The sequence below is a fragment of the Methylotenera sp. genome (assembly GCF_030684185.1).
Taxonomy (GTDB): domain Bacteria; phylum Pseudomonadota; class Gammaproteobacteria; order Burkholderiales; family Methylophilaceae; genus Methylotenera.
Genome location: NZ_JAUXOY010000005.1, coordinates 17861 through 38142, shown reverse-complemented (window position 1 = coordinate 38142; position 20282 = coordinate 17861). Strand labels below are relative to the sequence as shown.

Here is a 20282-nt window from a genome sequence, read left to right as displayed (position 1 = left end):
TTTAGGTTGTTAAGAAGTTTAGCGCACTTTGAGGAAAGGATGTTTCAGCAGTCATTAACTACAATTTTTATACAGAGTTTAGGACAATCTCGATTACAAAAGTTCAAGTCATTACGCAGCCTATTCACCAAATCGCATTAAAGGAGCCAAATTAATAAATCGTCGTAACTCATTTCATTAAGGGTTGCTTGTAGCAAGCATGCTTATTTAGCTTCGAAACTCAAGGATGCGGAGTTAATGCAATAGCGTAGGCCAGTGGGTGGCGGGCCATCATTAAATACATGACCGAGATGTGCATCGCATACGTTGCAGATGACTTCTGTGCGCGTCATTCCGTGAGATGTATCGATTAGCTCGCGCACAAGAGCTGGGTTAAGCGCCTTGAAGTAACTCGGCCAACCGCATCCTGCATCAAATTTAGTGTCTGATTCAAAAAGAGGTGTGTTGCAACAAACACAAGTATAGATTCCTGCTTCGTGATGATTGACGTATTTTCCAGTCCCTGGCCGCTCGGTTGCAGCGTGACGTGTTACTTCATATTGAATTGGCGTAAGCTGATTCTGCCACTCGGATTCAGTTTTGATGATTTTTTTCATTTAAAGCCAGTCAAATTTTAGCGTTGTTAGATTCCACGTATGTGCCGTAGACATATTGATTGCCAAGTTAGGTTGTAGCCGGCGTTTGGGCGCTTGATTAAGAAGTTCAGTATCGCGTGAATATACTTGCGAAGAAGGCTACCCAAAATCCAGAAATCATTAACCAATGATGAAGCCAACCTTAATCTTAACATTAGGGCATTAATCACCGAAAGTTGTTTTGTGTATAGCATTCTTGACAATAGTTACGTCTACTATCATATCAATAGGTTGTTTGTGAGCTATTTATCGGGTTTGACTCGTCGATTTTATTTGGGAGCGTACTGCCTAGTTTCCCGTAATAATATACTTTTCTTTCGGTTGTCTATAACCGATGCCTGAAAGCACAAGGGAAGTAAAAAGGCTTCCAACCTTATGGAATATGGCTTTTCATTGATTGGTGCGCCCGGCGGGAGTCGAACCCACGACCTTCGGCTTCGGAAACCGACACTCTATCCAGCTGAGCTACGGGCGCATTCAGCCACGCATTATAGCAAACCATAGCGCATCATGGCATTTTACCTAGGTGAGAAAATTACCTGGTTGAGCAAGTCTTTTTGCCTGAACTTAAAGAGAATGTATAATAATGCTAACAATAATCTATCATTAGGAATTGACTGTTATGAGCAATAAAGATAATGCATACAAAGGCTCCACTTTTTGGCAGCTTATTCTTGTAATACCTGGAACAATTTTGGCTTTCACTTTACTTATTGCTTTAATTGCTAAAACTTCTGGTGTGACAAGCACCTCAGAAGTTGCAAAGCCTTCAGCTGTAGATGCTCAAGTTGAAGCTAATATTAAGCCGGTAGCTGAGGTTCAGGTTGCAAGTGCAGAAGCTGGGCCGCATGTGGATAAGAGCGGTGCGGAAGTCGTGACGGCCGTCTGTGGTATGTGCCACTCTGCTGGTTTGATGAATGCACCAAAAATCGGAGATAATGCGCAATGGGCGCCACGTATTGCACAAGGTTACGACACCTTGGTAAGTCATGCAATTAACGGAATTCGCACTATGCCTGCACGTGGAGGCAATCCAGCTCTTACTGATGGAGAAGTTGCTAGTGCCGTAGTGGATATGGCGAATGCTTCTGGTGCCAAGTTTGCAGCGCCGGCACCTAAAGCGCCGGAAGCTAAACCTGTCGAACCAAGTGCAGCTGCGTCGGCTCCGGTAGCTGTTGCTGAGGAAGCAAAGGCTAGCTTAGCACAGGCAACTGGTAAAAGCGGCGAAGAAGTATACAAGGCAGGTTGTGCAATGTGTCATACCTCTGGATTAATGGAAGCGCCTAAGCTCGGTGATGAAAATGCTTGGAAGCCGCGTATTGCACAAGGTTATGATACTTTGGTGAATCATGCGAATAAAGGGATTCGTATGATGCCGGCCAAAGGTGGAAACTCAGCTTTGAGTGACGCTGAAGTTGCAGGTGCCGTGAAATATATGGCAAATGAGGCTGGTGCAGGTTTTTAATTAATATATAGCTATATCACTAGTTTTAATAGATAGATTGATATGATTAAAAAGCCACTTGATTTTTTTTAAGTGGCTTTTTTATTGCGGCGATTAAATTATGACGACATATGCAATTGGAGACATTCAAGGTTGCTTTCATGCTTTTCAAGCGTTGCTAACCCGCATTCAGTTTAATCCAAAATTAGATCAACTCTGGCTGGTGGGCGATTTAATCAATCGCGGCAGTGGTTCACTGGAGGTATTGCGTTGGTGCTATGCACATCAAGATAGTTTGAAAGTTGTATTGGGGAATCATGATTTACATGCATTAGTGGTTGCTGGCGGGTTTGTAAGAGCGCACAAAGGCGATACGCTGGATGCATTGCTGGCGGCAGATGATGGACATGGCTTACTTGATTGGTTGCGTCACCAGCCTCTGGCGTATCAAGATGAACCATACCCAGGTGAACAGTATTTAATGGTACATGCAGGTTTATTGCCGCAATGGACTACTGAACAAGTTTTAAGCTATGCCGCAGAGGTTGAAGCAGCATTGCAGGGCGATAATTACCTGTTTTTTTTGGCTAATATGTATGGGAATTTACCTAATACATGGAGCGAAAGGCTGAAGGGGATAGAAAGGTTGCGTGTCATTACCAATGCGATGACCCGTTTGAGAGTATGCACAGAGCAAGGTGCCATGGATTTTGATTTTAAAGGTGAGTTGCCAGACATTCCTGAAGGATTCATCCCTTGGTTTGATGTGCCAAACCGTGCAACGCTAGACACGCAAGTGGTTTTTGGTCATTGGTCAGCATTGGGGCTACAGCACAGAAATAATGTTTACTCGCTTGATACAGGCTGCCTGTGGGGCGGCCAGCTGACTGCATTAAATCTTGAGACAAAAGACATCATACAAGTGCAGTCGCACCCACTGGATAAACCCATCAAAATAAAGCGCAAGACTTAGTTGTTACAAGCCCCATAGTTAAAAACTTAGTTTTTGTTTAATCAAATGTTCAATTTGTAGGGTGAGCTTACGGCGGTCTTTGGCGTTTTCAGATAAACCAGCAGTATCAATTGGCGCTAAAAAATGGAGTTCAACGACAGGGTTTTTTTGCAATAATATTTGTTGCATAGATTCTTTCATCGTTGTTTCTCCCGCATAGGCCATACTAGTATTGGCGCTGCCATTATGGCCAGGGTATCGAATCGCAACGGGGTGAATGGTCGCGTTGGCCTGAATTGCGGCCTGAACGATACTGCTCTTAAACGGCATCATTGTTGTGCCATCCGTGGTTGTGCCTTCAGGAAATATGCATAAGTTATCACCTTGCATCAGGCTGCGGGAGGTGATGTCAATAATGCGGGCAGCGTCCTGGCGTTTACCACGATCTATAAAAAGCGCGTTAGACTTTCTGGCTAGGTAGCCAAAAACAGGCCAGCTACTGATTTCTGACTTTGCAATAAACCTTAATGGCACAATGCTGTTTAGCGCATGAATATCGGTCCATGAGATGTGGTTAGCAATAATCATAGAGTTAGACATGGCCCCGTTTTGGCTTGGAATATGCCCATGTGAGGTAACGCGTAAGTTAAATGCTGCAAGCAATCTTTTGCACCACCATTTAATTAGCCATAACTTTAAAGATTTATTGGCTAATGGAAAGACCAAACTCACCGTCATCACGCCAACTAATGTATGCGCAGAAATGCGGCTAATTCTAAAGTAGCGCGTGATTCGATTGGTTGTAATGTTGCTATTGGTCAGTGGTGGCAAAGTATAGGTCGATACGATGCCCCTCATTTAAAATAACTTCTTACTTTAAAAAGTGTGCAGCATATCTAGGGTTGATTCTAGAAAGAGGTAACATTACCAGCATATCGGCCGTGTTGAAATAGGGATCCCATGCTGGTTCACCACAAATATAGGCACCAAGGCGCAAATAACCTTTAATTAATGGCGGGCAAGCCACTTGCATATCAGAGCGTAGTGAATCATTGAGTAGTGGGTTGCGAGGAAATACGCGGTATTCAAGTGGCGATAAATAATCATCTTGTAGTCGTTGATATAAGCTTGCAGCTGAATGACCGCCGTCAGCCATGCTTACGCTACCGCAACCTATCATGTACTCGTAGTTATGAAATTGCATATATTTTGCTAAACCAGCCCACAGCATGGTGATAGTGCCACCATTGCGATAATTTTGGTGTACGCAAGCACGACCAACTTCTACGGTGCGGTCAAACAGGTGAGCAAGCCTGCTTAAATCAAACTCAGCCGCAGAGTAATAGCCACCTGCCTCATTGGCGCTTGAAGGGCTTAAAATTCGGTAGGTGCCAATCACCTGATTTGTATCAGTATCACGTACAATCAAGTGATCACAATACTGGTCAAAGCCATCAATATCAAGACCGCCTGTACCCAATAGCTGCGCACCCATTTCCTCTGCAAATACTTTATAACGTAAGCGTTGAGCCTCTTCAATTTCCTGCTGGGTAAAAGCTAGGCTGATACTCAGACGTCTTTGAGTTGTAGTGCTTGGTGACTCGGCGTGATTCCGATTGTTTTTTAAAGTATTTTCAAATAACAGAAGTTCTTTACTAAGCATCAAATATCTCCTTTTAAATTGAGAATACTTTAATGCGTGATAATTAAAGAACGATGACGGAAATATGACTGTTTATTGACAGCTTGAACTTAGCTGGAGCATTGATGGAAGTGAAACTAAATGACAGGGATGTAAGTTGCTGAAATCCCTGTCATAAAACTGATGCTGGATTTAATTGGCAGGTATTTACTTAATGCGATACGCGGCTGGTTCCGCCACTTTCAATCAAGCGTACTCTATCACCTGCTTTAAATTCCTCATCGGCTTCTTGTACGATTGCGATTAAAGCGCCACCGTCAATTTTAACGGTAATCTCAACGGCATCTTTACGCGTAACACCTTCTTCTAGCGCTGAGCCTGCAAGGCCGCCAGCTACCGCACCAATCACAGCAGCAATTGCACTACCGCGACCGCCACCTACAGAGCTGCCGGCAATACCACCAACAGCACCACCAGCGATAGTGCCTACAGGTGATTTTGTACCTTCCAGCTTCACTTGGCGGACGCTTTCAACCACACCTGTTCTAACTGTTTGTACTTTGCGTGCATCATCACGACTGTAAACACTGCCTGAGTTGGAGCTGGCGCACGCTGCGAGAAATAAACTTAATAAGCCGATTGCAAAGATTCGTGTTGATTTCATTTGTAACTCCCTCAAAAAATATTTTATAAAACCATTGATTGTCATCGAATTGAAAAACGCTATATCAAATTGGACTATTTTCTTCTTCTGAAGTTGCGCTAAGTGCAGTTTCGTTAACTAATGCCTGCGTATAAATTGCCTCTATATCTGCACGTGACGGTTTGTGATTTTGCCCACCACGACTTTCAATTTTAATCGCCCCCATCGTAGAGGCTAATCTGCCGCATGTTGGCCAGTCCCAGCCTTTTGCAATACCGTAAAGCAGGCCTGCGCGGTATGCATCTCCACAGCCTGTTGGGTCTACGATGCTCATGGCCTTAACGCAGGGGATATCATAACGTTGACCGTCTGCATAAATTTGTGAGCCGGAGCCGCCAAGCGTGACGATTAAGGCTTTTACTTTAAGCGCAAGCTGGTCTAAGTTTAAACCTGTTTTGTCTTGAATAATTTGTGATTCATAGTCGTTTACCGCCAAGTAATCGGCCATTTCAATAAACTGCAAAAGCTCCTCGCCATTAAACATTGGCAAGCCTTGGCCTGGGTCAAACAAAAATGGGATGCTAGCTTCAAAACACTCGCGCGCATGTTGAAACATGCCATCACGTCCATCTGGAGCAATAATGGCAATGGTCACATTTTTAGCCTCACTTACACTGTTCTGATGTGACTCTATCATTGCGCCCGGGTGAAAGGCGGTAATCTGATTATCATCAGTATCAGTGGTAATGAAAGCTTGCGCGGTAAAACTATTAGGAATGGTTTTAATATGTGCGGTATTGATTTTGTTTTGATTGAGCCATTGAGTATAAGTAGAAAAATCTTCACCCACAGTAGCCATAATCAGCGGATTGCCTTCCAGCAATTGTAAATTATAAGCAATGTTGCCGGCAGTGCCGCCAAACTCACGACGCATTTCAGGTACATAAAATGCCACGCTTAGCGCGTGAATTTTATCGGGCAAGATGTGATTTTTGAATTGATCTTGAAACACCATGATGGTGTCGAATGCGAGCGAACCGCAGATAAGAGTGTGCATTTGAATATCGTTTTCTGGCGTTTAGATTAAAACGACATTATCTTGTAGTACGGCCGTTTTAAGCAAGCTAAGCTTTAATTGCACCATCAATTAGAATTTTGGCGGCTTTTTTGGCATATTTCATCGCGCCAGAGCCACGTTTCATTTGTTCAGCCTGCACGGCACCTTCAAACAATAATGAAAGCTGCAACGCAAGGCCATCGGCATCCTGGATATTGGCTTCTGATGCCAGGCTACTAATATATTGCCTGAATTGACGTGATTGTTCTGAAGATAGCTGATGAACCGGACATTCCTCATTAGGAAATTCTGCCGATGCCTTAATAAAGCCCATGCCATGAAAGTCTGGCGATGTGACCCATTCTTCAATAAACTCAAATAACTTTTGTAGTTTTTCGCTTGGTTTTTTTGTGTTGCTGTTGAGTTTTTCACTTAACCAGCTTTGAAAGTCTTGATGGCCTTTTTCGAGCACCTCAAGTATTAAATTTTCTTTGCTTACGAAGTGTTTATAGAGTGTCATCTTTGTCGTGCCTGCTACAGCTACAATCGTATCAACACCAGTTGAGTTAATACCTCTGGTTTGAAACAGATCAGTTGCTGTATTTAGTATCTTTTCACGTAAAGTCGACATGCGTTGATTATACAAACCTGTATAGGCTGTTTGCAATCATTATTTTGTGTAGCCATTGATTATACGTAGCATTTAATTTTTATTTAGCTCTTGGAGTTTGCCATTAACATCGGCGTGAAATTACAACGTATTTTTTCTAAATATGAATTGGCAATCGCTAAATCCGCAAGGTCGGTTGGTAATTTTCCTCCAACTACATTTTCTAAATAAATTGCTTTGTCTTTGTCTGGTATTTGCAATACTTCCGGAAATTGGCAAGTGCCATTACGCATTTGCTCATATTTTGCGTACATGGTGGCGGCATCTATTGCGGTTAATTTAGTGTCAGCTTGTTTGGCAATAACTGTTTCAACCCTTATATTGTTGTCATTAAATGCTTTTGCCTGAGTGATTTTCTGATGATTGCTATGTAACAACTCTGGTAACCATATTGAGGCGATACCAAAGAATAAAAATACACTGGCAGCAATTCCATAGACAGCAGATTTTGAGCTGACAGTCTTTAATAATGGCCATTCTTTTTGTGTTTGCGCCAAAATAAGCGCACTTGCAGCTTTTTTAGCATGGGCTAAGCTACCGCTGCCAGGGTGATTTAACTCTTGTTGCGCTGCATTTCGTGCAATTAGCACAATGTGCTCTGCAAGAATTGTCGGGTTGCTCGCTCCTATTGCTATAGCCTGCTCAGTAAAATATGCGCTGAGTTGTGAGTTTAGCGCAGTGCTATTGGATGAGATTTTCACTTGAATATCGGGTGCGGTTAGCCAGTCATGCAAGATGTCGAACAGGCTGAGTATTCGCCCTTGCGGGGTTTTGCTGGATTTGGCCAGCATATTTAGCAGCCACTGTGAATTGAAAATATCCATCAATTAAATCTTTATCTGAGTTTTAAGTGTGATTAGAAAGGTTTAACTACAACCAATATAACAATGATGGTTAGCACGACTACTGGTAGCTCATTGAACCAGCGGTACCAAACATGACTGTGTTTATTTTTATCTTGTTTAAAGTCGTTGACGAGTTTGCCACAATAAAAATGATAACCTATCAGCACTGCAACAAGCGTTAATTTGGGATGCATCCAGCGCCCTGAAATGCCATAACCTAGCCACAGCCAAAGGCCGAATGCTAATGCCAATATGGCTAATGGCAACATAAAGCGATACAATTTTTGCTCCATTAGCTTTAGTCTTTCCGAGGTTGCAACATCGGTCACCATGGCATGATTGACTAGCAATCTCGGTAAATAAAATAGTCCTGCAAACCAGCTTGTGACAAAAATGATATGTAGTGCCTTAATCCACAGCATTATTTCGTTACCTCTCCATTGGACAATTCAGTGTTTAGTAATTGACCCAGTTTAATAAAATTAATTTCACCAATTGTACGTTGCAAAAGCTTTCCGTGCTTATCAAAAATAAAAGTTGTAGGTGTTAAATCAACATCACCAAACATTTTCGTTATTTCTGCCAGGCCATCATGCATCACAGGGAAGGGCAGCATTTTTATGGTTGCGTAATTCAGTACTTGCGCTGGTGGGTCGTCAGGCATTGCAACGGCAATCACCTCAAAACCTTTATGTTTGTATAGATTGTAAAAATTTACTAACTCAGGCATCTCTTTAATGCAGATGCTGCAATCGGTCGCCCAAAAATTGACTAGCACCACTTTGCCTTTTAAGGCCGACATGGGGATTTTTTTACCTTCGATAGTGGTAAAAGTAACATTTGGTGCGTTAGATTTGTTGTATTGTTGATATGTCAGTAAAGCCAATAAAACTGTAATAACAATGGGTAATAATGATTTTTTAAACAATGCATTCATATCAATAGTTTATCGTATTTTTTCTTGGAACGAACCTGATGATTATTGTATTGAGGCTTAGTTGAAAGTAATGAATAGACTAATCGCCAATAACCATGAAACAGTTACGCTTATTTGCAGGGTTTCAGCATGTTATAATCACACTTTTAATAGCCATGCTATTCACAAAAAAAGAAAATGAACGCACCTTTATCTAGCAATATTTTGAACGCAGAACCACAACCTGCTGCGCGTTTGCGCGAAATCCCTTATAACTACACTTCTTTTTCAGACCGCGAAATCGTTATTCGGTTCTTGGGTGAAGATATCTGGCATATCTTGAATGATTTACGTGGCGAACGTAAGACAGGTCGTAGCGCTCGTATGTTGTTTGAAGTGTTGGGGGATTTATGGGTGGTGACACGTAACCCTTACTTGCAAGATGATTTGCTGGAAAATCCTAAACGTCGCAAAGCTTTAATTGACGCTTTACAGCATCGTATTGCCGCGATTGATGAGCGAAACACTGGCAATACGGCCAGTGATAAAGTCCAGAAGATGGTGAATGCAGCTAGGCAAGCGGTAGAAAAATTTGCTGAAGATTTCTGCCAAACCTATGATTTACGCAAAAAAGCGCTGGCTAAATTTACAAAAATCACCCGTAAAGATAACGTACAGTTTGACGGCTTGGCGCGTGTTTCACACGTAACCGATGCAACTGACTGGCGTGTTGAATATCCGTTTGTGGTGTTAAATCCGGATACGGAAAAAGAAATTGCCGCCTTGGTGCGTGCGTGTATTGAGTTAGGACTTACTGTCATACCGCGCGGTGGCGGTACCGGTTATACGGGCGGCGCTATTCCGCTCACACCGATGTCAGCCGTGATCAATACTGAAAAGCTAGATCAGCATAGTGGTGTGCAAATGCGCACGCTACCGGGTGTTTCAAGGCAAGTGGCGACTATTGAATGCGGTGCTGGCGTAGTAACACGCCGTGCGATGGAAGCTGCAAGTGATGCAGGGTTGGAATTTGCCTGTGACCCTACCAGTGCAGATGCGAGTTGTATCGGTGGTAATGTCGCCATGAATGCCGGGGGCAAAAAAGCGGTACTTTGGGGTACAGCCTTAGATAATCTGGCCTCATGGCGTATGGTAACGCCAGATGCCGAGTGGCTTGAGGTGGAGCGGTTAGACCACAATCTAGGTAAAATTCATGACATCGCAATCGCGCGTTTTAAAGTAAGCCGCTATGCAGAAGACATGAAGACACTGCTGGCAAAACCTGAGATTTTAGAAATTGCAGGACCAAGTTTCCGTAAAATCGGTTTAGGTAAAGACGTGACGGATAAGTTTTTATCTGGCTTACCAGGCATACAAAAAGAAGGCTGTGATGGCTTGATTACCAGCGCGACCTTTATTTTACATCGCATGCCTAAGCATGTTCGCACCGTTGCATTAGAGTTCTTTGGCAATGTTTCCCATGCTGTACCAGCCATTGTGGAAATTAAAGATTATTTAGATGCTACCGCCAGAAAAGACCCGCTCGTATTAATGGCAGGCTTGGAACATATGGATGAGCGCTATATTAAAGCTGTGGGCTATGCGACTAAGGCCGCCCGCCAACAACGTCCCAAAATGGTGTTGATTGCTGATATTGCCTCTGATGATGAAAACGCAGTTGGCGAGGCGGCATCACATATAGTGCGTTTATGCAATGCCCGAAATGGTGAAGGTTTTATTGCGGTTTCAGCTGAAGCACGTAAAAAGTTCTGGCTAGATCGGGCACGCACTGCCGCTATTGCCAAGCATACCAATGCCTTTAAAATCAACGAAGATGTGGTGATTCCATTGCCGCGCCTGGGCGATTATTCGGACGGTATTGAACGCATTAATATTGAGCTTTCAATTAAAAACAAGCTCCAATTACTAGATGCTTTGGATGTGTTTATGCAAGGCGATTTGCCCTTGCAAGCCGATGAAGATGGCAATGCTGATGCTGAAATGGTAAAAACCAAGCAGGTAATGGCGTTACAGCTTATCGCTAAGTTACGTGCAAACTGGAGGTTGATTTTAGATAGCTTAGATGCGCCTGTTTCTGCTTTAACGTCTGTATTAGGTGAAGCTGCTAGTGGCTTGAATGAATACGAAAATGTATTCCGTGCGGTGCAGTCTTACGATTTGCGTATCTCATGGAAGCGTGAACTCAAGCGCCCTATGGCCGACATTTTTGCTGGGCGCGAGTATCAAAAAATACTGGATAAGTGCGATGAGATTCACAAGGCTGTGCTCAAAGGCCGTGTGTTTATTGCCTTGCACATGCATGCTGGTGATGGCAACGTACATACTAACATTCCTGTAAATTCAGACGATTATGAAATGATGAATGAGGCGCACGAAGCCGTTGCGCGGGTCATGGCGTTGGCAAAAGGACTAGATGGCGTTATTTCTGGAGAGCATGGTATTGGTATCACCAAAATGGAATTTTTGGAAACCTCGACTATTGAAGCATTTACCAAGTACAAAAATAAAGTAGACCCGAATGGCCACTTTAACAAAGGTAAATTACTGGCTGGTTCAGGGCTTGAAAACGCCTATACGCCAAGTTTTGGCTTGCTGGAACAAGAATCTATCATCATGGAGCAATCAGCCATCGGTGAAATTGCAGATTCAATCAGTGATTGTTTGCGTTGCGGCAAATGTAAACCTGTTTGTACCACACACGTGCCTAGAGCCAATTTGCTATACAGTCCGCGCAACAAGATTTTAGGTACTTCACTCTTAATCGAAGCATTTCTGTATGAAGAGCAAACACGGCGTGGTATTTCACTCAAACACTTTGATGAATTTAATGACGTGGCAGATCATTGCACGGTGTGCCATAAATGTTTAAACCCATGCCCTGTAGATATTGATTTTGGCGATGTATCTGTTGCCATGCGTAACTTTTTGCGTGAACAAGGTAAAAAGCAATTTAACCCAGGTACCGCACTAGGCATGGCATTCTTGAATGCAAAAGATCCTGCCACCATCAAGTTGATGCGCACCTTTATGGTGACGATTGGCTACAGAGCACAAAGTTTTGCGCATGGCCTGGCTAAAAAGTTTCATCTGTTAAAAGACAAAATCAGGCCGCCAGCCACAGTTGGTAAGCCTGAAATTAAAGCACAGGTGATTCATTTTATAAATCGACCTATGCCGAAAAAAATGCCGACCAAAACTTCACGTGCGCTATTGGGCATAGAAGATGACAGTATGATTCCAGTAATCCGTAACCCGAAAAAGGTGACGGAAGACTCAGAGGCGGTGTTTTACTTTCCGGGCTGTGGTTCAGAGCGGTTATTCTCAAACGTAGGTTTAGCCACACAAGCCATGCTGTATGAATCAGGCGCCATTACCGTATTGCCGCCTGGCTATTTATGTTGCGGCTACCCGCAAACGTCAAGTGGCAATCATGATAAAGGCCAGCAAATCACCACGGATAATCGCGTGTTATTCCATCGTGTTGCTAATACGCTTAATTATCTTGATATTAAAACGGTGATTGTGTCTTGCGGCACGTGTATGGACCAGCTGCAAAAATACGAGTTTGAAAAGATATTCCCAGGTTGCCGTTTGTTAGATATTCATGAATATCTAATGGAAAAAGACATGAAGTTAAAAGGCATTACTGGCACGCGCTATATGTACCACGACCCATGCCACACACCGATGAAGACCTATAAGCCGCTAGAAGTGACCAATAAGCTGATGGGAACGGATGTGCAATTGAATGATCGTTGCTGTGGTGAAAGCGGCACATTCGCTGTCGCCCGCCCGGACATTGCAACACAGGTAAAAATGCGCAAGCAAGAAGAGCTTGAAAAAGGCATGGGTAAAATGGGCCTAACAGTGGGTGCGCCTGAAGAAAAAGTGAAAATTCTCACCTCATGCCCAAGTTGCTTGCAAGGTTTAGCGCGCTATGGTGAAGATACTGGTATAGAGGCAGATTACATTGTGGTGGAGATGGCAAAGCATATTCTTGGTGAGAATTGGATGCAGGAATATGTGAAACGAGTGAATAACGGCGGGATTGAGAAGGTGTTGCTGTAAGTTATTGAATCGCAAATCTATGACAAACGAAACTACCCATATAGCAATATGAAATTCGTTTTTTGACGTTGATTACCAAGGAGTTGTTGGCAATTAAAATCTAGTACTTTTGCATGATTAGACAGAGGTGGCAACTGATTCTGGCAATTTCATCGTCGGCAGCTGTTTTAACAGTATTGTTAGATTTTTAATGTAATTAATTGCCTAAATTAGCGAAAATCTCCGTCATTCAGAGGCTGTCAACTATGGGCGATACTTGTTCATACCATCAAGCTTACATATCTACTATTTCTTACTTTTAATTTACATCTTTAATTAATTAAAGTTGGTAAACTAAATCAGCTAATGTGCGTTAACCCACATATATATTTGTGTTGCTGGTTCATAATGGATTCAATTAGTGAATTTTCAATTAAATTTTCAGCGATATTTTTATAGTCAGTAATTTCATAAAGTTAGGGAGTCAATATGCGTAATAAAATTATTGTAAGTTCTATTCTGGTTGCATTTTCATTGGGTGGTTGTGCCAACATGACAGAAACGCAAAAAGGTACTGCAAAAGGTGCGGCAATCGGTGCTGGTGCGGGTGCTGTTGTAGGTGCAATTGCTGGTAAGGGCAAGGGCGCGGCAATTGGTGCGGCCGTTGGTGGTGCGGCGGGTGCAGTGGCTGGTAATGTTTGGTCTAAACGCCAGGAAGAGCAGAAAAAGCAGATGGAAGAAGCAACAGCAGGTACAGGCGTTGCGGTGACACAGACGGCTGATAATCGCCTGAAATTGGATATTCCAAGTGACATTTCATTTGCTGTGGGTCGCGCAGATATCAATCCAAACTTTAGAGCAATATTAAATACCTTTGCTAACGGCTTGGTGAGCAACCCAAGCAGCAACGTAACGATTATTGGTCACACCGATAGCACGGGTACTGATGCAATTAACAACCCACTGTCGTTGAATCGTGCTGCAAGTGTCCGTGATTATCTAACGACTAGAGGTGTAGCCTTGAATCGTTTTACTATTGATGGACGCGGCTCACGTGAGCCTATAGCGGCTAATGACACTGCAGCAAACAAGGCAAAAAATCGTCGTGTTGAGATTTATGTAGCTGAGCCTGCACAAGCGTCACAGGGTAACTAGGATGTAATAACTAATAGTCGCTATCATAGAATAACGACTATTAGCTTAATGCCTCATGTTTAAAAAAGTAATGCTCTGCTGATTGTTGACCTTTATTGAAAGTTGTGAAGATTAACAATCAGCAGAGCATTTCCTTTTGTTGTATTGATTTGGCTATATTGCTGTAGTTGTATTGAAGGTACTCATTTAATTTCATGCCGACATTACTGTGAAGAGCCTTATTTACGCTAAAATGCGTCGAATGAGCAAGCAGACATTTATAACTAGTCGTGATAATCGTCTAAATATTTGGCGTAGCGCTACGCAACTCACTTTGTCAGCTAACTTTCTATTTCAGAGTAATTTAATTTTAGCCTCTACGGTAGATGGTCGCTGGCATGCTGGTATTGGCGACCCGACCCTTTTTGGTTGGATAACGGTGCTTTTCTATTTGATAGCAGTTGTGCAGTGCGGGTTTAAAGCGATTTCATTAAAAAATCATGGAGAAAATTACCATTTTTGGCTGTATTTGGCAGTATTTCTATTTTTACTTTGTATTAATAAACAGTTAGATTTACAAAGCTGGTTAACACAAACCATCAAGGATTCGGCGCTGGCACATGGCTGGTATGAGCATAGAAGGTCACTTCAGGCAGCATTTATCGCCATATTAGGTTTGGGCATGATGTTTACTTTAGTCGTATTGCGGATATTTCTGGCTAATTCTTGGCGACAACATAAATTAACCTGGGTAGGTATTGTGTTGCTTTGCACCTTTATTTTGATGCGAGCGGCCTCTTTTCATCATTTAGACTTATTTATAAATCATCATATTTTAGGGTTTAGAGTCAACGTAATGCTAGAAATTGGTGCGATTCTTCTCATTATTCTAGGATCGCTCAACAATAAAAAGCGAATGTAGCTGTAAGGGTGTGCCAGTTAAATGGCGTTAACAATTGTTTTCATTGCCTATTTTTAGCTGTGATAAGATAAGTTGAATATTTGAGCATAGCGCATGACGTAGATGGTGGTTTTGATGCGTGATGTTTTTAACTTTATTAAAGGATATAAAATGAATAAATTACTTAAGGCTTTGTTACTCAGTTTAGTGGTTACTGTTTCGTTTGCAGCTTGCAGTAAAAAGGCAGAAGATGCAGCGAAAGAATCTGCTGAAAAGGCAAAAGAAGCGGTAACGGAAATGAAAGAGACTACCATTGATGCAGCAAAAGCCGCAGCCGCTGCTACAGAGGCTGCGGCTAAGGATGCAGCAACAGCAACAAGTGAGGCTATTGACGAGGCTAAAAATAATGCTGCAGACGCAGTGCAGGCAGCTAAGGATGCCGCCGCTAAATGATATATTTATTGTTAGTTTTATAAAAGGAGCTTAGGATCCTTTTTTATATGGCCGGAGCTTGGGTAGTGGCGCAGTTCTAGAACGGCAGGAAAACGGCAGTTGCAAGGCTTTGCACTACGCGTGAAATAAGGCGTTGTGATTTTTCAGCTAAGCCAATCGCGAATAAATCGGTGCGGCCTATCATTTTTCCAAACTCTCGTTCAAAGGATAAGTTTTTATCTTTATCATTGATTTCATTAGATAATAAATAGAGTGTTCCCGTCTCATCTCGCGCATTAGAGAGCTTCCATGCAGCTATTTCTATGTTTCTCGCCAAGTTATACATATGTTGCGGGTCTATGTTGTCGTTCAAATAAAAATCTGTTTTACCGCCATGGGCTTTAAGCAACATGGTTTGCAGGCCGACGATAAAAGCTAATACACGATCGCCAGTATAGTCAGCTTTAAAGGCTAAAAATATGGCATCTGCACCATGTCGATTGTTGACTCCTTCAAATTGATAGTGATGCTGCGCTTCACCATCGAATACCCAGTTCACCATTTTTTCTGCAGAATCAGATGTGCTTTTCTGTAATTCGCGCGGGTTTCGTTTATAAAGCTTAAGCATTAGTAAGCGCAAACTTTCAGAATTTTCTCGCACTTCAACATCGGCCATACGGTCAAAATCACCCTTACCTAGCTGGTTGATGGTGCTGCGATCCTGCTGCTCAGGAATGGCTTTACCAGGTAGTGTTGCCGTATTATTGGAAGTCGTTGCACAGGCTGATAGCATGCTTAAAAACATTAGGCTGATGATTAAACGTGTGATGTTCTTACTTATGCGACTCATTTAAGCACTTGCTTTCTTTATTACAATTCGTGCTTTAGGAAATACAGCGCTGAATGTGCTGCCCACGCCTAATTCGCTAGTAATCTCTAATTTAGCCTGATGTCGAATTAAAATGTGTTTAACGATAGATAGCCCTAGGCCAGTACCGCCTGTTTCGCGGCTTCGGCTTCTGTCTACCCGATAAAAGCGCTCGGTAAGTCTGTCGATATGTTTCTGTTCGATGCCGATGCCAGTGTCACGTACAGAAAACACAGCTTCGCCATTTCGTAATGCCCAACTGATAAACACTTCACCTTTTTTGCCAGTACTCTTGTCACCAGCGGGTGTGTAGCGTATGGCATTGCTGACTAAATTGGTAAATACGCTCCGAAGCTCATCTGACGCGCCGCTTATGTTGAGTCTTCTGTCGACATCAAGATGAATATTGTGTTTTGTTTTGTGGAGCGTCTGGCTTAATCCAATTGCATCATTTTGAACGGATTTTAGCAAGCTAGGCATATCAATTTCACTATCCTCCGGATTCTCGGTGTTACTTTCTATGGTTGATAGCGTCAGTAAATCCTCGATAATTCGACGCATGCGAATCGTTTGTTCTTCCATCATGGCGAAATATGATTTCAGATTATCAGGTACGGCGCCTTCCATGTCGTTTAGTGTTTCTAAAAACCCACCTACAACGGTTAAGGGAGTGCGCAGCTCATGGGAAACGTTGGCAATAAAATCACGACGCATCACATCGACTTTTTCGTGTTGTGTCATGTCTCGACTAATCAACAGTTTTTGCTTGTTTGCAAATGGAAGTAGCTGTATTTCAAGCACTATGTCAGGATTACGCCAAGACCTTAGTTTAAAGGGCTCGCTATAAATTTCGTTATATAAATAGGAAATAAAGTTACTGTCGCGGATTAAATTAACTACTGGTAGATTCTTATCAGTGATTAAATTAAGTCCAAGCTGGCTTTCTGCATTTGGCGTACACCATTCGATTTCGTTGCTGGCACTAAGTATCACCAATCCATCAGGCATGGCCCTTGTGACTAGGCTAAATTGTTCTAGTGCTGAATTTAATTGGGTTTGGTTTAGTTTGTTATTACGTTCATATTGCAATAGCGTAGTAAATACATCTTCCCACATACCCGAGCCTTCAGGAATGCCTTTAATTTCAGGTGCTTGAAACCAGGAATTTAATTTGTGTAGCCAGTAAATATGGCTGATGAGATAAATGAGCAGGCCTAGCGAAAATACAATTAATGCCGTGGTCGCGCTAGTGATTAGCCATAAAAATAAGCCAATAACGCTAAGCGCGCAGACGAATAAACCAGCTTTCCAACGAATATCCAGCACAGATAGAATGTTTCAATAAATTGTCGTGATTAATTATAGCGAGGATTTCATCAAGAAAAACGTGCTTGAGCACATATATTATGTGCTCAAGCCTTTGGTGCGTCTGAATTTTAGATAAAGTGATTTTTTAAAGAAAATGACTAGTCATTTTTTTCTGAGAGCCTATAGCCCGCACCACGCACCGTTTGAATTAAATCTTCATGACCAGAAATAGCAAGTGCATTGCGTAAGCGGCGAATATGTACGTCAACTGTGCGGTCCTCAACGAATACGCGATCACCCCAAACTTTGTCTAATAGTTGACTGCGGGTATGTACACGTTCCGCATTAGTCATAAAGAAATGAAGCAATCTAAATTCGGTTGGACCTAAATCGATGGTCTTTTGGTTACCAGTGACTCGGTGTGTAGTTGGATCTAAGCGTAAACCAGCGACTTCAATTGGATCGTCTGTCATTTGCGGTGCACGGCGGCGTAATACGGCTTTAATGCGTGCATTGAGTTCACGCGGACTAAAAGGTTTGGTTACGTAGTCATCTGCGCCTACTTCCAAACCACGCACTTTGTCGTATTCGTCGCCACGTGCGGTCAGCATGATGATAGGAATTGATTTTGTAAGACCATCTGATTTTAATATGCGGGCGAACTCAAGCCCGCTTATTCCTGGCAACATCCAGTCCAGCAAAATTAAATCAGGGGTGGTTTCTCGCATTAACTTTTGTGCAATTTCTGCACTTAAAGCGCGCATAGCATTGTGCCCAGCTTGTGTAATGTTAAGCGCAAGTAATTCTTGAATTGCGGGTTCATCTTCAACAACTAGTATATTGGCCGGCATGTTCTTTCCTTATATAAACAACTTCATTTCTACAGGACTTAGTTTATGACTTCAATATGACATATTCGTGACAAATATTAAACACCAATATAAAACTCAGGCATAAGTAAATTGCCATTTTTTACGTTTTGTTACACTATATAAAATTATAGTAATACAAAAAATAACGTTAAATCTTAAGAGGGCACTATGGCAAGCTTTTTATCTAAAGAAAACACCATCGCAAATAATGATTTTAACCGTTGGTTAGTGCCACCTGCTGCACTGGCTGTGCATTTATCGATTGGTATGGCGTATGGCTTTAGCGTATTTTGGAAACCATTGGGCAATGCTTTAATGGGAGAAGACGGTAAGCCGCTTGCTGCTTGCGCCGCAGGTGCGACCAATTTGTCAGAAAAATTAGCAGGAACAGCAAAGGCTTTATTTGCGACAGACTGTAATTGGACACAGTTTGATTTAGGCTGGATGTATACACTATTTTTTGTGTTGCTAGGTTGTTCAGCTGCACTTTGGGGTGGCTGGTTAGAGCGCGAAGGGCCGCGTAAAGCTGGCTTTGTTTCAATGTTGTGCTGGTGCGGCGGTTTGTTAATTTCAGCTTATGGCGTTTATAGCCACCAATTATGGATGCTGTGGCTGGGTAGCGGCGTAATTGGCGGAATTGGGCTGGGTTTAGGCTACATTTCACCTGTTTCTACACTCATTAAATGGTTTCCAGATCGTCGCGGCATGGCAACAGGTATGGCAATCATGGGTTTTGGTGGCGGAGCTATGATAGGTTCTCCAATAGCGGCCAAAATGATGTCTTATTTTGCAACACCAACAAGCGTAGGTGTTTGGCAGACTTTTGTTGCACTCGCTGCAATCTATTTTGTGTTTATGTTGTGGGGCTCTTTAAGCTATCGTGTGCCACCTTCAGGCTGGAAACCGGCTAACTGGACACCGCCAGCCGCGCAGAACAACGCCATGATTTCTTCTAAACATGTGCATCTTAAAAGTGCGCATAAGACACCGCAGTTTTGGTTGTTGTGGCTGGTGCTATGCATGAATGTATCTGCAGGTATCGGCATTATTGGCTCGGCTTCACCCATGTTGCAAGAAACCTTTGGTGGTGCGTTAATTGGCCAGCCAGATGTTGGGTTTGCCGATATTAAAAAAGATGAAGTAATGACGGCCACCGCTGCTGCAGTAGGTGCCGGTTTTGTTGGATTGATTTCATTGTTTAATATTTTCGGTCGCTTTGTATGGGCAACCTCATCCGATAAATTGGGCAGACAACGCACCTACTATATTTTCTTTATCTTAGGGGCAATCATGTATTGCACTGCAACCTATGTGGCAGGCTTTAAATCACTGGCTTTGTTTGTGGCATCTTTCTGCGTCATAGCCTCTATGTATGGCGGCGGGTTCGCCACTATCCCAGCCTATTTGGCGGATATGTTCGGTACGCAGTTTGTCGGTGCAATTCATGGGCGCTTACTTACCGCATGGTCTACCGCTGGTATTCTAGGGCCAGTGGTCGTGAATTATATGCACGATACGCGCCTGGAAGCTGGTGTACCATTTGACCAAATTTACGCGCCTATTTTTATGGTGTTGGCTGGTTTGTTAGTGGTGGGTTTTATTGCAAATGCATTAGTCAAACCAGTGGCTGAAAAATACTATATGACGGATGCAGAGCTTGAGGCGGAACGTAAATTAGCGCATGAAAAATCAATTGCGACAAATGCAAGTAAAATCAATGGTAATAGTAGCGTTTCGCAATCTTCCAGTCACCCGATATTAGTAGTAATCGCCTGGACTTTGGTGTTGATACCAATTAGTTATGGTGTTTGGAGCACAATGCAAAAGGCATGGGGTTTATTTCATTAAAGTATGCAGCTAATATGCGGTAAAATACCGCATTTATGAATAAGCAG

The 20282-nt window shown here is 42.7% G+C and carries 19 protein-coding genes and 1 tRNA gene; 7 read left to right on the top strand and 13 right to left on the bottom strand.

The window, feature by feature from the left end; translation table 11 throughout:
• Positions 1-203 precede the first annotated feature (203 nt).
• Both msrB and Q8J82_RS00370 read right to left on the bottom strand, forming a co-directional pair.
• Positions 204-596, bottom strand: a complete 393-nt coding sequence (msrB, locus tag Q8J82_RS00375) for a peptide-methionine (R)-S-oxide reductase MsrB (RefSeq protein ID WP_304890347.1) — start codon at positions 594-596, stop codon at positions 204-206.
• 437 nt (positions 597-1033) lie between these two features.
• Positions 1034-1110, bottom strand: a tRNA-Arg gene (locus tag Q8J82_RS00370).
• A gap of 147 nt (positions 1111-1257) precedes the next feature.
• Between Q8J82_RS00370 and Q8J82_RS00365 the strand changes: the two genes are divergently transcribed.
• Both Q8J82_RS00365 and Q8J82_RS00360 read left to right on the top strand, forming a co-directional pair.
• Entirely contained in the window at positions 1258-2100 is an 843-nt protein-coding gene (locus Q8J82_RS00365; RefSeq protein ID WP_305327556.1) for a cytochrome c5 family protein, read from the top strand.
• Positions 2101-2200: 100 nt separating this feature from the next.
• The gene (locus Q8J82_RS00360; protein ID WP_304909100.1) at positions 2201-3052 is read left to right on the top strand and encodes a symmetrical bis(5'-nucleosyl)-tetraphosphatase; all 852 of its coding nucleotides are present in this window, start codon (positions 2201-2203) and stop codon (positions 3050-3052) included.
• Between the two features lie 18 nt (positions 3053-3070).
• On the opposite strand, the gene Q8J82_RS00355 is transcribed toward Q8J82_RS00360, so the two are convergent.
• The 8 genes from Q8J82_RS00355 to Q8J82_RS00320 all read right to left on the bottom strand — a co-directional run bounded on the left by Q8J82_RS00355 (position 3071) and on the right by Q8J82_RS00320 (position 8825).
• Positions 3071-3889, bottom strand: coding sequence for a 1-acyl-sn-glycerol-3-phosphate acyltransferase (locus tag Q8J82_RS00355; RefSeq protein ID WP_304909099.1), 819 nt, complete (start codon positions 3887-3889; stop codon positions 3071-3073).
• A gap of 13 nt (positions 3890-3902) precedes the next feature.
• The gene (locus tag Q8J82_RS00350; protein ID WP_304909098.1) at positions 3903-4694 is read right to left on the bottom strand and encodes a GNAT family N-acetyltransferase; all 792 of its coding nucleotides are present in this window, start codon (positions 4692-4694) and stop codon (positions 3903-3905) included.
• A gap of 190 nt (positions 4695-4884) precedes the next feature.
• Entirely contained in the window at positions 4885-5337 is a 453-nt protein-coding gene (locus Q8J82_RS00345; RefSeq protein ID WP_304909097.1) for a glycine zipper 2TM domain-containing protein, read from the bottom strand.
• A gap of 64 nt (positions 5338-5401) precedes the next feature.
• A complete protein-coding gene (locus Q8J82_RS00340) occupies positions 5402-6373 on the bottom strand; it encodes a carbohydrate kinase family protein (RefSeq protein ID WP_304909096.1) in 972 nt (323 codons plus the stop codon).
• A gap of 67 nt (positions 6374-6440) precedes the next feature.
• Positions 6441-7004, bottom strand: a complete 564-nt coding sequence (locus tag Q8J82_RS00335; RefSeq protein WP_304909106.1) for a TetR/AcrR family transcriptional regulator — start codon at positions 7002-7004, stop codon at positions 6441-6443.
• Positions 7005-7087: 83 nt separating this feature from the next.
• Complete coding sequence (locus Q8J82_RS00330; protein WP_304909095.1) at positions 7088-7867, bottom strand: hypothetical protein; 780 nt, start codon at positions 7865-7867, stop codon at positions 7088-7090.
• A gap of 32 nt (positions 7868-7899) precedes the next feature.
• The gene (locus Q8J82_RS00325) at positions 7900-8310 is read right to left on the bottom strand and encodes a CopD family protein (protein ID WP_304909094.1); all 411 of its coding nucleotides are present in this window, start codon (positions 8308-8310) and stop codon (positions 7900-7902) included.
• Entirely contained in the window at positions 8310-8825 is a 516-nt protein-coding gene (locus tag Q8J82_RS00320; protein ID WP_304891411.1) for a TlpA disulfide reductase family protein, read from the bottom strand. The genes Q8J82_RS00325 and Q8J82_RS00320 overlap by 1 nt, the downstream gene beginning before the upstream one ends.
• Before the next feature lie 177 nt (positions 8826-9002).
• Here Q8J82_RS00320 and Q8J82_RS00315 point away from each other — a divergent pair, with 177 nt between their 5' ends.
• From Q8J82_RS00315 to Q8J82_RS00300, 4 genes are all read left to right on the top strand, one after another.
• Entirely contained in the window at positions 9003-12893 is a 3891-nt protein-coding gene (locus Q8J82_RS00315; protein WP_305327555.1) for a DUF3683 domain-containing protein, read from the top strand.
• Positions 12894-13361: 468 nt separating this feature from the next.
• Positions 13362-14027, top strand: coding sequence for an OmpA family protein (locus tag Q8J82_RS00310; RefSeq protein ID WP_304889873.1), 666 nt, complete (start codon positions 13362-13364; stop codon positions 14025-14027).
• Positions 14028-14268: 241 nt separating this feature from the next.
• On the top strand, positions 14269-14928 hold the full coding sequence (locus Q8J82_RS00305) for a hypothetical protein (protein ID WP_304909092.1): 660 nt from the start codon (positions 14269-14271) through the stop codon (positions 14926-14928).
• 150 nt (positions 14929-15078) lie between these two features.
• Positions 15079-15360, top strand: a complete 282-nt coding sequence (locus tag Q8J82_RS00300) for a hypothetical protein (protein WP_304909091.1) — start codon at positions 15079-15081, stop codon at positions 15358-15360.
• 76 nt (positions 15361-15436) lie between these two features.
• On the opposite strand, the gene Q8J82_RS00295 is transcribed toward Q8J82_RS00300, so the two are convergent.
• From Q8J82_RS00295 to phoB, 3 genes are all read right to left on the bottom strand, one after another.
• Positions 15437-16189: a hypothetical protein gene (locus Q8J82_RS00295; RefSeq protein ID WP_304891430.1), complete on the bottom strand. Its 753-nt coding sequence runs from the start codon at positions 16187-16189 to the stop codon at positions 15437-15439.
• A complete protein-coding gene (phoR, locus tag Q8J82_RS00290; RefSeq protein WP_304891431.1) occupies positions 16190-17533 on the bottom strand; it encodes a phosphate regulon sensor histidine kinase PhoR in 1344 nt (447 codons plus the stop codon).
• A gap of 140 nt (positions 17534-17673) precedes the next feature.
• A complete protein-coding gene (phoB, locus tag Q8J82_RS00285; protein WP_304891432.1) occupies positions 17674-18366 on the bottom strand; it encodes a phosphate regulon transcriptional regulator PhoB in 693 nt (230 codons plus the stop codon).
• 189 nt (positions 18367-18555) lie between these two features.
• Here phoB and Q8J82_RS00280 point away from each other — a divergent pair, with 189 nt between their 5' ends.
• Positions 18556-20235: an OFA family MFS transporter gene (locus Q8J82_RS00280; protein ID WP_304909090.1), complete on the top strand. Its 1680-nt coding sequence runs from the start codon at positions 18556-18558 to the stop codon at positions 20233-20235.
• The last annotated feature ends 47 nt before the right edge of the window (positions 20236-20282 follow it).

Excerpts from the sequence above, each read along its gene's own strand:
- msrB (WP_304890347.1), bottom strand. The coding sequence starts at position 596 with ATGAAAAAAATCATCAAAACTGAATCCGAGTGGCAGAATCAGCTTACG.
- Q8J82_RS00365 (WP_305327556.1), top strand. The coding sequence starts at position 1,258 with ATGAGCAATAAAGATAATGCATACAAAGGCTCCACTTTTTGGCAGCTT.
- Q8J82_RS00360 (WP_304909100.1), top strand. The coding sequence starts at position 2,201 with ATGACGACATATGCAATTGGAGACATTCAAGGTTGCTTTCATGCTTTT.
- Q8J82_RS00355 (WP_304909099.1), bottom strand. The coding sequence starts at position 3,889 with ATGAGGGGCATCGTATCGACCTATACTTTGCCACCACTGACCAATAGC.
- Q8J82_RS00350 (WP_304909098.1), bottom strand. The coding sequence starts at position 4,694 with ATGCTTAGTAAAGAACTTCTGTTATTTGAAAATACTTTAAAAAACAAT.
- Q8J82_RS00345 (WP_304909097.1), bottom strand. The coding sequence starts at position 5,337 with ATGAAATCAACACGAATCTTTGCAATCGGCTTATTAAGTTTATTTCTC.
- Q8J82_RS00340 (WP_304909096.1), bottom strand. The coding sequence starts at position 6,373 with ATGCACACTCTTATCTGCGGTTCGCTCGCATTCGACACCATCATGGTG.
- Q8J82_RS00335 (WP_304909106.1), bottom strand. The coding sequence starts at position 7,004 with ATGTCGACTTTACGTGAAAAGATACTAAATACAGCAACTGATCTGTTT.
- Q8J82_RS00330 (WP_304909095.1), bottom strand. The coding sequence starts at position 7,867 with ATGGATATTTTCAATTCACAGTGGCTGCTAAATATGCTGGCCAAATCC.
- Q8J82_RS00325 (WP_304909094.1), bottom strand. The coding sequence starts at position 8,310 with ATGCTGTGGATTAAGGCACTACATATCATTTTTGTCACAAGCTGGTTT.
- Q8J82_RS00320 (WP_304891411.1), bottom strand. The coding sequence starts at position 8,825 with ATGAATGCATTGTTTAAAAAATCATTATTACCCATTGTTATTACAGTT.
- Q8J82_RS00315 (WP_305327555.1), top strand. The coding sequence starts at position 9,003 with ATGAACGCACCTTTATCTAGCAATATTTTGAACGCAGAACCACAACCT.
- Q8J82_RS00310 (WP_304889873.1), top strand. The coding sequence starts at position 13,362 with ATGCGTAATAAAATTATTGTAAGTTCTATTCTGGTTGCATTTTCATTG.
- Q8J82_RS00305 (WP_304909092.1), top strand. The coding sequence starts at position 14,269 with ATGAGCAAGCAGACATTTATAACTAGTCGTGATAATCGTCTAAATATT.
- Q8J82_RS00300 (WP_304909091.1), top strand. The coding sequence starts at position 15,079 with ATGAATAAATTACTTAAGGCTTTGTTACTCAGTTTAGTGGTTACTGTT.
- Q8J82_RS00295 (WP_304891430.1), bottom strand. The coding sequence starts at position 16,189 with ATGAGTCGCATAAGTAAGAACATCACACGTTTAATCATCAGCCTAATG.
- phoB (WP_304891432.1), bottom strand. The coding sequence starts at position 18,366 with ATGCCGGCCAATATACTAGTTGTTGAAGATGAACCCGCAATTCAAGAA.
- Q8J82_RS00280 (WP_304909090.1), top strand. The coding sequence starts at position 18,556 with ATGGCAAGCTTTTTATCTAAAGAAAACACCATCGCAAATAATGATTTT.